This window comes from Microbacterium sp. CFBP 8794 (assembly GCF_014841235.1).
GTDB lineage: Bacteria > Actinomycetota > Actinomycetes > Actinomycetales > Microbacteriaceae > Microbacterium.
In genome coordinates this window covers 14533-27003 of record NZ_JACYTT010000003.1, presented here as the reverse complement: position 1 = coordinate 27003, position 12471 = coordinate 14533, and the positions used below count along the sequence as shown (strand labels likewise).

12 protein-coding genes are annotated in these 12471 nt (G+C 68.9%); 5 read left to right on the top strand and 7 right to left on the bottom strand.

Annotated elements, in window-relative coordinates; translation table 11 throughout:
- The first annotated feature begins 69 nt into the window (after positions 1 to 69).
- Positions 70 to 1611, top strand: coding sequence for an amino acid permease (locus IFU19_RS07580; RefSeq protein ID WP_192013366.1), 1542 nt, complete (start codon positions 70 to 72; stop codon positions 1609 to 1611).
- Between the two features lie 61 nt (positions 1612 to 1672).
- On the opposite strand, the gene IFU19_RS07575 is transcribed toward IFU19_RS07580, so the two are convergent.
- The 3 genes from IFU19_RS07575 to IFU19_RS07565 all read right to left on the bottom strand — a co-directional run bounded on the left by IFU19_RS07575 (position 1673) and on the right by IFU19_RS07565 (position 5486).
- Positions 1673 to 2335 (bottom strand): hypothetical protein, encoded by a 663-nt coding sequence (locus tag IFU19_RS07575; RefSeq protein ID WP_192013365.1) that lies wholly within the window; start codon positions 2333 to 2335, stop codon positions 1673 to 1675.
- Between the two features lie 45 nt (positions 2336 to 2380).
- Positions 2381 to 2890: an amino-acid N-acetyltransferase gene (locus tag IFU19_RS07570; protein ID WP_055937627.1), complete on the bottom strand. Its 510-nt coding sequence runs from the start codon at positions 2888 to 2890 to the stop codon at positions 2381 to 2383.
- Positions 2891 to 2960: 70 nt separating this feature from the next.
- Entirely contained in the window at positions 2961 to 5486 is a 2526-nt protein-coding gene (locus IFU19_RS07565; RefSeq protein ID WP_055833379.1) for an ATP-dependent Clp protease ATP-binding subunit, read from the bottom strand.
- Positions 5487 to 5676: 190 nt separating this feature from the next.
- Between IFU19_RS07565 and IFU19_RS07560 the strand changes: the two genes are divergently transcribed.
- From IFU19_RS07560 to IFU19_RS07550, 3 genes are read left to right on the top strand one after another with little or no spacing between them, the layout of a single operon-like run.
- Positions 5677 to 6303, top strand: a complete 627-nt coding sequence (locus IFU19_RS07560; RefSeq protein ID WP_192013364.1) for a hypothetical protein — start codon at positions 5677 to 5679, stop codon at positions 6301 to 6303.
- Positions 6303 to 6917, top strand: a complete 615-nt coding sequence (locus tag IFU19_RS07555) for a hypothetical protein (protein WP_156458687.1) — start codon at positions 6303 to 6305, stop codon at positions 6915 to 6917. Before IFU19_RS07560 ends, IFU19_RS07555 begins: the two co-directional genes overlap by 1 nt.
- Positions 6914 to 7147: a helix-turn-helix domain-containing protein gene (locus tag IFU19_RS07550; RefSeq protein ID WP_070408658.1), complete on the top strand. Its 234-nt coding sequence runs from the start codon at positions 6914 to 6916 to the stop codon at positions 7145 to 7147. Before IFU19_RS07555 ends, IFU19_RS07550 begins: the two co-directional genes overlap by 4 nt.
- A gap of 9 nt (positions 7148 to 7156) precedes the next feature.
- Here IFU19_RS07550 and IFU19_RS07545 read toward each other — a convergent pair whose 3' ends face one another.
- The 3 genes from IFU19_RS07545 to IFU19_RS07535 all read right to left on the bottom strand — a co-directional run bounded on the left by IFU19_RS07545 (position 7157) and on the right by IFU19_RS07535 (position 9700).
- Complete coding sequence (locus IFU19_RS07545; protein WP_192013363.1) at positions 7157 to 7894, bottom strand: hypothetical protein; 738 nt, start codon at positions 7892 to 7894, stop codon at positions 7157 to 7159.
- A 77-nt stretch (positions 7895 to 7971) separates the two neighbouring features.
- A complete protein-coding gene (cls, locus tag IFU19_RS07540; protein WP_192013362.1) occupies positions 7972 to 9438 on the bottom strand; it encodes a cardiolipin synthase in 1467 nt (488 codons plus the stop codon).
- A gap of 64 nt (positions 9439 to 9502) precedes the next feature.
- Entirely contained in the window at positions 9503 to 9700 is a 198-nt protein-coding gene (locus tag IFU19_RS07535; protein ID WP_055833357.1) for a hypothetical protein, read from the bottom strand.
- Between the two features lie 134 nt (positions 9701 to 9834).
- Between IFU19_RS07535 and IFU19_RS07530 the strand changes: the two genes are divergently transcribed.
- Positions 9835 to 10995 (top strand): DUF4192 family protein, encoded by a 1161-nt coding sequence (locus tag IFU19_RS07530; RefSeq protein ID WP_192013361.1) that lies wholly within the window; start codon positions 9835 to 9837, stop codon positions 10993 to 10995.
- Here the strand turns inward: IFU19_RS07530 and lysS are convergent.
- Positions 10946 to 12466: a lysine--tRNA ligase gene (lysS, locus tag IFU19_RS07525; RefSeq protein WP_192013360.1), complete on the bottom strand. Its 1521-nt coding sequence runs from the start codon at positions 12464 to 12466 to the stop codon at positions 10946 to 10948. The genes IFU19_RS07530 and lysS overlap by 50 nt on opposite strands.
- Positions 12467 to 12471: the final 5 nt, after the last annotated feature.

Here is a 12471-nt window from a genome sequence, read left to right as displayed (position 1 = left end):
TCGACCAATAGAAGGCCATGATTCTGCGCAGGCGCTCCTGAAGCCTGCCCGTTACCGTCTGGAGGCCCTATGTCCACCTCGAGCAGTTCCCGCAGAAAGGTCGCCGGCGCCACCTATACGGCGACCGACTCCACGTACTTCGAGAAACGCACCCTGAAACGTTCGGCCGGCGTCTGGGGGCTGTGGGGCCTCGCGGTCGCCGCCGTCATCTCGGGCGACTTCTCGGGGTGGAACTTCGGTGTCGCCAACGCCGGCTTCGGCGGCATGCTCATCGCCTTCGTGGTGCTCGTGGTCATGTACTACGGGCTGACGTTCTCGATCGGCGAGATGGCCGCCGCGATGCCCCACACCGGTGGCGCCTACTCGTTCGCGCGATCCGCGATGGGCCCCTGGGGCGGCCTGGCCACGGGCCTCGCCGAGACCATCGAGTACGTCGCCACGACGGCGGTCGTCGTCTACTTCTCCGGCCAATACGCCGATTCGGCGCTGGAGCTGCTCACCGGCGTGAGCCTGCCCGCGTTCGTGTGGTGGATCATCCTCTACGCGCTCTTCATCGCCCTCAACGCCGCCGGCGCGAACATCTCGTTCGGCTTCGCGATCGTCGTGTCGATCATCTCGATCGGCATCATCGTGGTCTTCGGCGTGATGTCCCTGGTCACGGGCGCGTTCGACTGGGCCTCACTGTGGAACATCGTCCCCGATGCGGGGCAGACCGAGTTCCTCCCCCACGGCGTCGGCGCGATCCTGCTGGCCCTCCCCTTCGCCATGTGGTTCTTCCTCGGCATCGAGGAGCTGCCGCTGGCCGCCGAAGAGTCGCACGACCCCGCTCGCGACATCCCGCGGGCCGGCCTCTGGGCCCGCGGCACGCTCATCGTCACGGGTCTCATCGTGCTGTTCCTCAACACCGGGGTGCTGGGAGCCGAAGACACCGGGACCTCCGTCGAACCCCTGCTCGACGGCTTCCGCGCGATGGTCGGCGACCAGGCCGCGGCACTCCTGTCGCTGCTCGCCCTCGTCGGGCTCCTCGCGTCGCTGATGGGCATCATGTTCGCTTACGGCCGCAACATGTACTCGCTCTCGCGCGCCGGTTACTACCCGCGCTGGCTCTCGCTCACCGGTGCCCGCAAGACCCCGTGGGTGGCCCTCGTGTTCGGCGCGGTGCTGGGCTTCTTCGCCCTGGTGATCGTGCAGGCCGCGGGAGGAGACGCCAGCCCCGCCGGCGCGATCGTGCTGAACATCGCCGTGTGGGGCGCGGTGCTCGCGTACTTCCTGCAGATGGTCTCGTTCATCGTGCTCCGCAAGAAGTTCCCGAACGCGGTGCGTCCGTACAAGAGCCCGTGGGGCCTGTTCGGGGCCTACTCCGCGGCGATCATCGCCGCCGTCGTGTTCTTCGGCCTGCTGCTGAACTCGGCCTACCTGCTGGCGATCGTCGCGATCATCGTGGTCTACGCGGTGATCTTCGTCGCCTTCGCCGTCTACGGCCGTCACCGCCTCGTGCTCTCGCCCGAGGAGGAGTACGCCCTCTCCGGCGGTCTGCACGGCGACCCGCAGAAGGAGGGCTACGACGCCCTGCAGGGCGAGGTGTTCGGCAAGGATTCCCCGCGCAGCTGACCCGGTGATGACGGAGGGGTGGATGCCATGGCATCCACCCCTCCGTTCGTCGCTGTGCGCGTCACTGCAGGACGAACGACGCCGTCCCCGCCGACGGGATGCCGCCGATCGACACGCTCAGGTGGTACGTGGCTCCGCTGCCCGGCGCGTACGGCCGCTCGCTCTCGCACGAGCTGACCGAGGAACGCGTGCGGTCCCAGGTGAGAGGAGCCGAGCTGGTGACGGTCTGGCCGGCGGCGAGGGTGACCTCGAGATCGCTCGGCTCGGACTGGCAGTCGGTGGAGCGCCACCACACGTCGGAGCCGCTCGTCACGGTGAACGACTGCGCGCTCGTTCCGACGTTCATGGTGCAGGCGTTCGCCGATGAGTTGGTGAGGCGGATCGAGAGCTGCGGGTTCTCGCCCTGCGCGTACTCGGCCTTGTCCGACAGCGCTTCGACCGAGATGTCGGCGGCGGTGCACTCGACGGGCCCCGACGACACGCTCTGCGTCGGGGTGGAACTCGGAGTCACCGCGGCCGGCGGAGCAGCCGACGAGACGGCGGGGTCGGGGGCACTCTCGGCGGTGGCAGGCGTCTCTTCGGCCGTCGGGACGGCGCGCCAGGGCGGAGCCGCGACGAGCCACACGACGAGGCCGATCACGATCAGGGCGAAGAGCCCTGCCGCGAGACGACGTCGACGATAGACCGCCGGGGACTGCCTCCGCCTTCGGGGGGCATCGGTCATGGTTCCAGGGTAGGCGTCACGGCTGAGTCCCCGCCCACGGCGCGCTCAGAGCTGCTTGAGCATGCGCGTGTTGCCCAGGGTGTTGGGCTTGACGTGCGCGAGGTCGAGGAACTCCGCGACGCCCTCGTCGGGACTGCGCACGAGCTGCGAGTACACGTCGGGGTCGACCACCTGCTCGCCGATCTCGGCGAACCCCCGACGCGTGAAGAAGTCGACCTCGAAGGTCAGGCAGAACAGGCGGCTGACGCCCAGCTCGCGCGCCCGCTCCTCGAGCATCTCGACGATGGCCCGCCCCACGCCGTGATGCAGCCACTCGTCATGAACGATGAGGGTGCGCACCTCGCCCAGGTCTTCCCACATGACGTGCAGGGCGCCGCAGCCGATGACGACGCCGTCGGCCTCGGCCACGACGAACTGCTGCACCGACCCGTAGAGCACCACGAGGTCTTTGCCGAGCAGGATGCGCTTCTGCACGAACGGCTCGAGCAGTTCGTGGATGCGTCGCACGTCGGCGGTACCGGCGGGGCGGACGACGAACGGCGCGGAAGAGGTCATCGACCCAGCGTACGCCGCGACGACGAAGGGCCCGGATGCCATGGCATCCGGGCCCTCGTCTGTTATGCGATCAGCTGCCCGCCAGAGTGTCGGGCGTCGCGGCGATCTCGCCAGCGGTTCCGACCCCGATCGCGACCTTCTCGCCGCGGGGGGCGGTCTCGAACGCGAACTGACCGTTCTCGACGGTGACCTTGACGTGGTCTCCCGCCTCGAGCTCGCCGTGCAGGATCTTCTCGCTGAGACGGTCCTCGACCTCGCGCTGCATGGCGCGACGGAGCGGTCGCGCACCGAGCGTCGGGTCGAAGCCGATCTCGATGAGCTTGTCCTTCGCGTCGTCCGAGAGCTCCACCGTCATGTCGCGGTCGAGCAGACGGTCGGCCAGGCGCTTGACGAACAGGCCGACGATCTGGCGAAGCTCGGGCTTGCTCAGCTGCGGGAAGACGATGACGTCGTCGACACGGTTGAGGAACTCGGGCTTGAAGTGGCGCTTGAGCTCTTCGTCGACCTTGCCCTTCATCCGCTCGTACGACGTCTGGGCGTTGCCCTCGACCTGGAAGCCGACCGGGCCCCCGGCGATCGCCGACGAACCGAGGTTCGTCGTCATGATGATCACGGTGTTCTTGAAGTCGATGACGCGACCCTGACCATCGGTCAGGCGACCCTCTTCGAGGATCTGCAGCAGCGAGTTGAAGATGTCGGGGTGGGCCTTCTCGATCTCGTCGAAGAGCACGACCGAGAACGGCTTGCGGCGCACCTTCTCGGTGAGCTGGCCGCCCTCTTCGAACCCGACAAACCCGGGAGGGGCACCGAACAGACGCGAGACGGTGTGCTTCTCACCGAACTCCGACATGTCGAGCGAGATCAACGCGCCCTCGTCGTCGAAGAGGAACTCGGCGAGCGCCTTGGCGAGCTCGGTCTTTCCGACACCCGTGGGGCCGGCGAAGATGAACGAGCCCGAGGGACGCTTGGGGTCCTTGAGGCCCGCACGCTGACGACGGATCGTGCGCGACAGGGCCGCGATCGCCTCTTCCTGGCCGACGACGCGCTGGTGCAGCGCCTTCTCCATGAACATGAGGCGGCTGGACTCTTCTTCGGTGAGCTTGAACACCGGGATGCCGGTCGCCTGGGCGAGCACCTCGGCGATCAGACCCTCGTCGACCACCGCGTGCGAGGCGACGTCGCCGGAGCGCCACTGCTTCTCGAGGCGAAGACGCTCGGCGAGGAGGGACTTCTCCTCGTCGCGCAGCGACGCGGCCTTCTCGAAGTCCTGCTCCTCGGAGGCCAGCTCCTTCTGCTCGCGGACCTTGGCGATCTTCTCGTCGAACTCGCGCAGCTCGGGCGGCGACGACAGGATCGACAGACGCAGGCGGGCGCCGGCCTCGTCGATCAGGTCGATGGCCTTGTCGGGCAGGAAGCGGTCGCTGATGTAGCGGTCAGCGAGGTTGGCCGCCGCGACGATCGCGCCGTCGGTGATCTGCACCTTGTGGTGCGCCTCGTACCGGTCGCGCAGCCCCTTCAGGATGTTGATCGAGTGGGGCAGGCTCGGCTCGGCCACCTGGATCGGCTGGAAGCGGCGCTCGAGAGCGGCGTCCTTCTCGAAGTGCTTGCGGTACTCGTCGAGCGTGGTGGCACCGATGGTCTGGAGCTCACCGCGGGCGAGGAGGGGCTTGAGGATCGACGCGGCGTCGATCGCGCCCTCGGCGGCACCCGCACCCACGAGGGTGTGGATCTCGTCGATGAAGACGATGATGTCGCCGCGCGTGCGGATCTCTTTCGTGACCTTCTTCAGGCGCTCTTCGAAGTCGCCGCGGTAGCGGGACCCGGCGATGAGCGAACCGAGGTCGAGCGAGTAGACCTGCTTGTCCTTGAGCGTCTCGGGCACGTCGCCCTTGACGATGGCCTGCGCGAGGCCCTCGACGACCGCCGTCTTACCCACACCGGGCTCACCGATGAGGACGGGGTTGTTCTTCGAGCGACGCGAAAGGATCTGCATCACGCGCTCGATCTCTTTCTCGCGCCCGATGACGGGGTCGAGCTTGTTGTCGCGCGCGGCCTGCGTGAGGTTGCGACCGAACTGATCGAGCACGGCCGAGCCGCCCTGCGTGCCGGTCGAGGTCTGCTCACCGGCACCCGAGGCGACGCCCGCGGGCTCCTTGCCCTGGTAGCCCGAGAGCAGCTGGATGACCTGCTGGCGCACCTTGTTCAGGTCGGCGCCGAGCTTGACGAGCACCTGGGCTGCGACACCCTCGCCCTCGCGGATGAGACCGAGCAGGATGTGCTCGGTCCCGATGTAGTTGTGGCCGAGCTGCAGCGCTTCGCGCAGAGACAGCTCGAGGACCTTCTTCGCACGCGGCGTGAAGGGGATGTGGCCGGTCGGCTGCTGCTGCCCCTGGCCGATGATGTCCTGCACCTGCTCACGGACGGCGTCGAGCGAAATGCCCAGCGACTCCAGCGCCTTGGCAGCCACGCCCTCACCCTCGTGGATGAGGCCCAGAAGGATGTGCTCGGTGCCGATGTAGTTGTGGTTCAGCATCTTCGCCTCTTCTTGGGCGAGCACCACTACACGACGAGCACGATCGGTGAATCGTTCGAACATCCTCAGTCCCTCCAAAAATGGGCTGACAGGCACGCCTCCGCGCGCCGTACATCGAGAGTAACCAGCGGCCGGATGCTGGGGACCCATGTTCGCCGTGGGCATACCGAGACGACGGCCGGTCTTGCGCAACACATCGATAGTCGGTACTTTATCGACAACCGATAACAACGATCATCGATAAGGAGTTGTCATGACCTCCCCCCGTCCGACCTCCCGTGTCCTCTCCCCCAGCGACACCGCCGGCTACGTCTTCTTCATCGTCGTCGGCGTCGCGATCGCCGTGTGGGCCGTCGTCCGCAGCGTCGCGAACATCGTCGCGGCCATCCCCAACCGCAACGTCCGCGTGCCGATGCCCTTCGTGGACACCGCCGCCCAGGCACCCATCGGCCCCGCCGGTGCCCCCGTGCCGATCGAACTGACCGGCGGCGTGGTCACCGCCCCGTCCCTCCCCGCCCCCTCCCTGTGGGCGCTCTTCCTCGCCGAGGGCCTGTTCGCCGCGGTGGTGGTCACGGTGGTGACGCTGCTGCTGCTCGTCACCACCTCGGTGCTGCGCGGGCGGATCTTCAGCCGGCGGCAGACGGTCCTCGTGTCGACCGCGGGCATCATCGCCCTCGCCGGCGTGGCCGGTGTGCCGTTCCTCCACAACATGGTCGCCAACGGCGCCATCGCCTGGCTCTCGGAGCGCACCTACGACCGCGGCACCGTGTCGCAGATCGATCTGCCGAGCTTCATCGGGGTCGCTTTCGTCGTGGCCCTCGTCGGCACGGTCTTCGCCGTGGGCGACCGCCTACAGCGCGACACCGAGGGGCTGGTCTGATGTCGAATCCCTCCTGGGTCTCCCCGCGCATGGAGCGCGGCATCGTCTGGCTCTTCGTCGCGGCGGGCGCCGTGATGGGCCTCACCCTGGCGCTTCCGGGCGTTCGGGCGGCGATCGGCATCGCGACGGGCGACGGCGGGTTCAGTCTTCTCACCGATGCCGAGGTCGAGCACTCCGCCGCCGCGGGCGGTGCGGGCATCGCGTCCGCGCGGTACGAGTCCGCCTGGGTCGTGGCCACGGGGCTCAGCACGGGTGCGCGCACCCTGTTGGTGCTGGGCGCCTCGTTCGGCGCCCTCACGGTGCTGATCACGGTGGGCGCCGTCGTGCTCTTCTTCCTGCTGCTGCTGTGGCGGCGGCCGTTCCACCGTGCACTCGTCCTGGCCACGCAGGTCGCCGGCTGCGCTCTGCTGGTGGGTGGGATCCTCTCGGCGGGCCTGTCCGGACTCGGGCGCATGATGGCCGCGGATGAACTCAACCCGGCGGCGGGGGAAGTCTTCGTGGTCGGCACGTCTTTCGACCTGGTGTGGGCTCTCGTGGGGCTCGGCGTGCTGGCGCTGTCGCTCGTCTTCTCGCGCGGCATCCGCCTCCAGCGCGACACGGAGGGGCTGGTATGAGTCCCGCGGCGAGCGACGAGGGCCCCACCGGCATCCACTGCCGCCTCGACGAGCTCCTGGAGGCACGCGGCATGACGCTCACCCGTCTGAGCGAACTCGTCGGGGTCTCGGTCGTGAATCTCTCGGTCCTGAAGAACGACCGCGCTCGCGCCATTCGCTATTCGACGCTCTCGGCCATCTGCCGGGTGCTCGAGTGCGAGGTCGGCGACCTGCTGGTGGTGGAGCGGTGACCCCCGCCGTCAGCGGGTGCCGATGACCGCGATCGCGCCCGTCGTCTCGACGTTTCCCCCCGACAGCACGACGGACGCATCGCCCGAGGGGACGTTGCCGCCCACATCGGCGAGCGTGACGCGGGGAGCGATGTCCATCGTGCAGATCTGATCGCTCGGGGGCGTGGCGAACTGCACGGCGATGTCACTCGCCGACGTGGTGACCGACTCGACCGTGGGCGGGCATCCCGAGCTGCCGTAGGTGAGGATCGCGACGAGCGAGTCGTCGACCCATCCGGCGCTGGGGGCGAAGTCGGTCAGTCCCGCGGGGGCCGCCGACGGCAGCCCGTTGAGCGACACCTCGCCCTGCGCGACACCGTCGACCGAGACGGTCCACGCGCGGGTGACGTCGGTCCCCTCGGGCAGTCCCACCAGCGTCGCGCGCGGCGCCATGTCGCGCGTGCAGGAGTCGCGGCCCGACTCCTCGAGCGTCACGGACACCGTGCCGTCCGCCACCGACGGTTCACCGCTCACCACGGGCGGGCACGACGAGCTCCCCTGGGTGACCAGCGCGATCGAGCGGCCTCCCTCGAGCCACGCGGCACCGATCTCGCCGGCGGGCGCCGTGGCCGTGGCATCCGGGGTCGAGACCGAGGGATCGGCCGACGCGGCCGACGATGCGGCACCGGTCGCGCAGCCGGTGAGCGCTCCGGCGGCGAGAAGAGCGGCACCGATGACTCCGGCGAGGGACAGCGAGCGACGAGACATGGAACCTCCAACGGGGGGACGTTCCGGCTCATGATGGCCGAAGATCCTGGATGCCAGCGGCGAATGACGCGATCGCGTCACTGCAGAGCGGAGGTGAGGCGGGCGAGGTTGTCGAGGATCGTGGAGCGCAGGGGCTGGGTGCGCCACTCCTCGATCGTCAGTTGACGGCTGAGTTCGCGGTACCGCCCCTCGACCTCGCGCATGTCGTGCACGAAACCCTCGCCGCGCACCAGGAGCGACACCTCGAGGTTCAAACCGAACGAGCGCATGTCCATGTTGCTGGAGCCGATCACGGCCACCTCGTCGTCGATGGTCACGCTCTTGCTGTGCAGGATGTACGGCTTGCGGTACATCCAGATCGTGACGCCGGCGCGCAGCAGCGCCTCGTAGTAGCTGCGTTGCGCGTGGTAGACCATCGCCTGGTCGCCCTCTTCGGAGACGAAGAGTTCGACGTGCACCCCACGCTGGCAGGCCGTGGTGATGGCGAGCAGCAGTGCCTCGTCGGGCACGAAGTAGGGGCTCACGATGATGATGCGTTCGCGGGCGGCGAAGAGCAGCCCCAGGAACAGCTTGAGGTTGTTCTGGAAGTCGAAGCCCGGACCCGAGGGAACGATCTGGCAGTCGAGTTCGCCCGGACCCGAGGTGACGCTGAACAGGTCGATCTCGTCGCTCAGGGTCTCGTCGGTCTCGCTGTACCAGTCCGACAGGAACACCGCGTTGATGCTCGCCACGACCGGACCCTCGACGCGCACCATGAGGTCGACCCAGTGCAGGCCGCGGCGGATGTTCTTGCGCAGGTTGTACGAGGAGTCGGTGACGTTCTGCGACCCCATGTAGGCCACGTCGCCATCGATCACGAGCAGCTTGCGGTGGTTGCGCAGGTCGGGACGCTGGTAGCGGCCCCGCAGCGGCTGCACCGGCAGCATGAGGTGCCAGTGCGCCCCCATCGCGTCGAGCCGTCGCAGAGTCTGCTTGTAGAACGGCTTGCCCCGGTTCGCCCAGTGGTCGAGCAGCACGCGCACGACCACGCCCCGGGCGGCGACCTCTTCGAGGGCGCGGAAGAAATTGTCGGTCGAGTCGTCGGACTGCAGGATGTAGAACTCGACGTGCACGTAGCGCCGGGCCTGGCGGATGGCGTCGGCCATGGCGTCGAGGCTGCTCTGGTAGTCGGCGATGAGCGTTGCGGCGTTGTCACCGGCGAGGGGCATGGCACCCAGATTGCGGTTCAGGCCCACCAGCGCGCGGAACCAGTCGGGGGCGTTCGGCTGAAGCGTGCCGAACTCGAGCGAGGCGCTGGTGTCGTGGATGTACTCGTTGATCGCGGCCTGTTTGCGCCGGCGCTTGCGCGGCAACCGCGGATTGCCGATCAGCAGGAAGAGGAAGACGCCGACGAAAGGGATGAAGTAGATCGCGAGCAGCCAGGCCATGGCGGCCGTGGGGCGCCGATTGCGCGGCACGATGATGATCGCGGCGATGCGCACCACCAGGTCGACGACGAAGAGCGTGATGACGAGCCAGCTCGTTTCGAACGCGGCGTTGATCACGGGTCCTCCTGGACGGGTTGTGGACCCAGCGTAGCGACGGCGTCCGACATCGACCGCGCGTCCGTCAGTTCGCGGAACCCTCGCTGCTCGCGGCGACCGGCGGGAGTCCGCGCTTCGCGCGCTCCTGCGCCTCGATGCGGGCGTACACCTTGCGCTCCGTGCGATCCATGCGGATGACGTTGCGGAGGATGAAGAAGAACACCACCGACACGACCAGGGTCGGCAGGATCGCCCACAGCATCGCGACCCAGGTGGCATCCATGCCCCCAGAATACCCGGGCAGCCGGGATCAACGGTCGCCGCACCCGTCCTCCCCACCCCTGCACCCTGGGGAACTGTCCACCGTCGAGCCATTTCGGCCCGCGCGGACCGCCCCCTCCGCGGCACTCTCGACCCATGACCACCACCGTCGTCCGAGCCTCGTCCTCGTCGTCCTTCCTCGCGCTCGTCCCCCGCCTGCTGGAGTGCACGCCCCACCGCAGTCTCGTGCTGGTGCCCTTCGCCCACGGCCGGTCGCTCGGCGCTCTGCGCGTCGACCTGCCCCACGGGCGCGGGCAGGCGGAGCTCGACAGCATCGCCTCCACCGTCATCGGCACCGCCTGCAAGGTCGCCCGCACCGACGCCATCGCCCTCGCCGTCTACGCCGACGAGACGCTGAACGGGGGTGCCCCTCTCCCCCACCGCGACTTCGTCGACGCCGTCCTGGCCCGCGCCGACATCTGCGGGCTCAGGGTCGTCGACGCGCTCGTCGTGGGCGCGAACGCCTGGAACAGCTACCTCGACCCGTCGATACCGGCCGGGCGTCCCCTCGCCGAGATCGGATCCGCCCTGACCGACGCCCCCGACACGCTGGTCGCGCCCGACCAGTTCTCGGCGGCAGAACTCCCCGACCCCGACCCCGCACTGGCCCGCGCGGTCGCGCGCCTCCTCGACGACGTCGACCGGGTGCTGGCCCGGCCCCGCGACCGAGCGCGACTCAGCGCTGCACGCCAGGGGGCGGCCGACGACATCGTCACCGCCCTGGCCGACCCTCCCGCGCTGCTCGAGGACGCCGCCCGAACCCGCCCCGACGAGGTCACCCCGGCGCGGCTGGCCGCGCTCGCGTTCTGCCTCGAGCGCCCCGCACTGCGCGACGTCGCCCTCATGCAGTGGGCGGGGGACATCACGGTCGGCGACGCCGTGTTCGACGCGCAGACGACCTTCGGCGACGGTGAACCCTTCCCGGTCGACCTGGCGCGGCCGATGTGGGGCGAGGGCCCCGCTCCCGACGCCGACAGGCTCCGCCACGCGCTGGAGCTCTGCCGACGGGTGGCGTCGGTAGTTCCGCGCGAGCGGCGTCCCGGTGCGTTATCGGCCTGCGCCTGGCTGGCCTGGGCCACCGGTCGCTCGTCGCACGCGGGCACCTACGCGCAGGCCGCCGTCGAGATCGACAGTGCGCACGGCCTCAGCGCGATCGTGCTGACCATGCTCGACGCCGGACGCCTGCCGGAGTGGATCTTCGACCGACCTACTTCACCAGCGGGAAAAGAATCGTCTCGCGGATCCCAAGGCCGGTGATGGCCATGAGCAGGCGGTCGATGCCCATGCCCATGCCACCGGTGGGGGGCATCCCGTGCTCGAGCGCGCGCAGGAACTCCTCATCGATCGGCATGGCCTCGTCGTCGCCGCGCGCGGCGAGCTTCGCCTGCTCGACGAAACGCTGCCGCTGGATGACGGGGTCGACGAGCTCGGAGTACCCGGTCGCCAGCTCGAAGCCGCGAACGTACAGGTCCCACTTCTCCACGACGCCCGCGATCGAGCGGTGTTCGCGCACCAGGGGGCTCGTGTCGACGGGGAAGTCCATGACGAAGGTCGGGCGGGTCAGCCCGCCCTTGACGAAGTGCTCCCAGAGTTCCTCGACCCACTTGCCGTGCGTCTCGTGCGGCGGGGCGTCGACGCCGGCCTCGGCGCCGAGCACGCGCAGTTCGTCGAGCGAGGCCTGGGGGGTGATGGTCCGACCCGCGGCCTGCGACAGCGAGTCGTACATCGAGATGCGGTCCCATTCTCCGCCCAGGTCGTACTCGGTGCCGTCGGCCCACGTCACCGTGGTCGAACCGGCCACCGCGACAGCGGCATTCTGAATGAGGGTCTGCGTCAGATCGGCGATGCCGTTGTAGTCGGTGTAGGCCTGGTAGGCCTCGAGCATCGCGAACTCCGGGCTGTGCGTGGAATCGGCGCCCTCGTTGCGGAAGTTGCGGTTGATCTCGTACACGCGGTCGATGCCGCCCACGACGGCGCGCTTGAGGAACAGCTCGGGCGCGATGCGCAGGTAGAGCTCGGTGTCGAAGGCGTTGGAGGTCGTGATGAACGGACGCGCGCTCGCGCCGCCGTGCTGCACCTGCAGCATGGGCGTCTCGACCTCGACGAAATCGCGTTCGGTGAACGTGCGGCGCAGGCTCGCGTTCACCTTCGCCCGGGCGAGCACGGTCTCGCGTGCCCGATCGCGGACGATCAGATCGAGGAACCGGCTGCGCACGCGGCTCTCTTCGTTCAGCTCGGAGTGCAGGTTGGGCAGCGGCAGCACGGCCTTCGCCGCGATGGTCCACTCCGACACCATGATCGACAGCTCACCGCGTCGGCTCGAGATGACCTCACCCGAGACGAACACGTGGTCGCCCAGGTCGATGAGCTCCTTCCACGCCTGCAGGGACTCCTCGCCGACGTTCGCGAGCGAGACCATCGCCTGGATCCGGCTGCCGTCTCCGGCCTGCAGCGAGGCGAAGCAGAGCTTGCCGGTGTTGCGGCTGAACACCACACGTCCGGCGACGCCCGCGACCTCGCCGGTCTCGGCACCCGCCTCGAGATCGCCGAACCGTGCACGCAACGCCGAGATCGTCGTGGTGACGGGCACCGCGACGGGGTACGGCCCACCGGCGGCGTCGGCGCGCTCGGCGAGCAGGCGCTCGCGCTTGGCGAGGCGGACCGCCTTCTGCTCGAAGACCTCGTCTTCGGTCGGTTCGGCGGTGTCGTTCGCGGGCGCGTCGGTCATCAGGG

Bases quoted from the DNA above. Each gene is read 5' to 3' on its own strand.
- IFU19_RS07580 (WP_192013366.1), top strand. From the start codon at position 70: ATGTCCACCTCGAGCAGTTCCCGCAGAAAGGTCGCCGGCGCCACCTAT.
- IFU19_RS07575 (WP_192013365.1), bottom strand. From the start codon at position 2,335: ATGACCGATGCCCCCCGAAGGCGGAGGCAGTCCCCGGCGGTCTATCGT.
- IFU19_RS07570 (WP_055937627.1), bottom strand. From the start codon at position 2,890: ATGACCTCTTCCGCGCCGTTCGTCGTCCGCCCCGCCGGTACCGCCGAC.
- IFU19_RS07565 (WP_055833379.1), bottom strand. From the start codon at position 5,486: ATGTTCGAACGATTCACCGATCGTGCTCGTCGTGTAGTGGTGCTCGCC.
- IFU19_RS07560 (WP_192013364.1), top strand. From the start codon at position 5,677: ATGACCTCCCCCCGTCCGACCTCCCGTGTCCTCTCCCCCAGCGACACC.
- IFU19_RS07555 (WP_156458687.1), top strand. From the start codon at position 6,303: ATGTCGAATCCCTCCTGGGTCTCCCCGCGCATGGAGCGCGGCATCGTC.
- IFU19_RS07550 (WP_070408658.1), top strand. From the start codon at position 6,914: ATGAGTCCCGCGGCGAGCGACGAGGGCCCCACCGGCATCCACTGCCGC.
- IFU19_RS07545 (WP_192013363.1), bottom strand. From the start codon at position 7,894: ATGTCTCGTCGCTCGCTGTCCCTCGCCGGAGTCATCGGTGCCGCTCTT.
- IFU19_RS07535 (WP_055833357.1), bottom strand. From the start codon at position 9,700: ATGGATGCCACCTGGGTCGCGATGCTGTGGGCGATCCTGCCGACCCTG.
- IFU19_RS07530 (WP_192013361.1), top strand. From the start codon at position 9,835: ATGACCACCACCGTCGTCCGAGCCTCGTCCTCGTCGTCCTTCCTCGCG.
- lysS (WP_192013360.1), bottom strand. From the start codon at position 12,466: ATGACCGACGCGCCCGCGAACGACACCGCCGAACCGACCGAAGACGAG.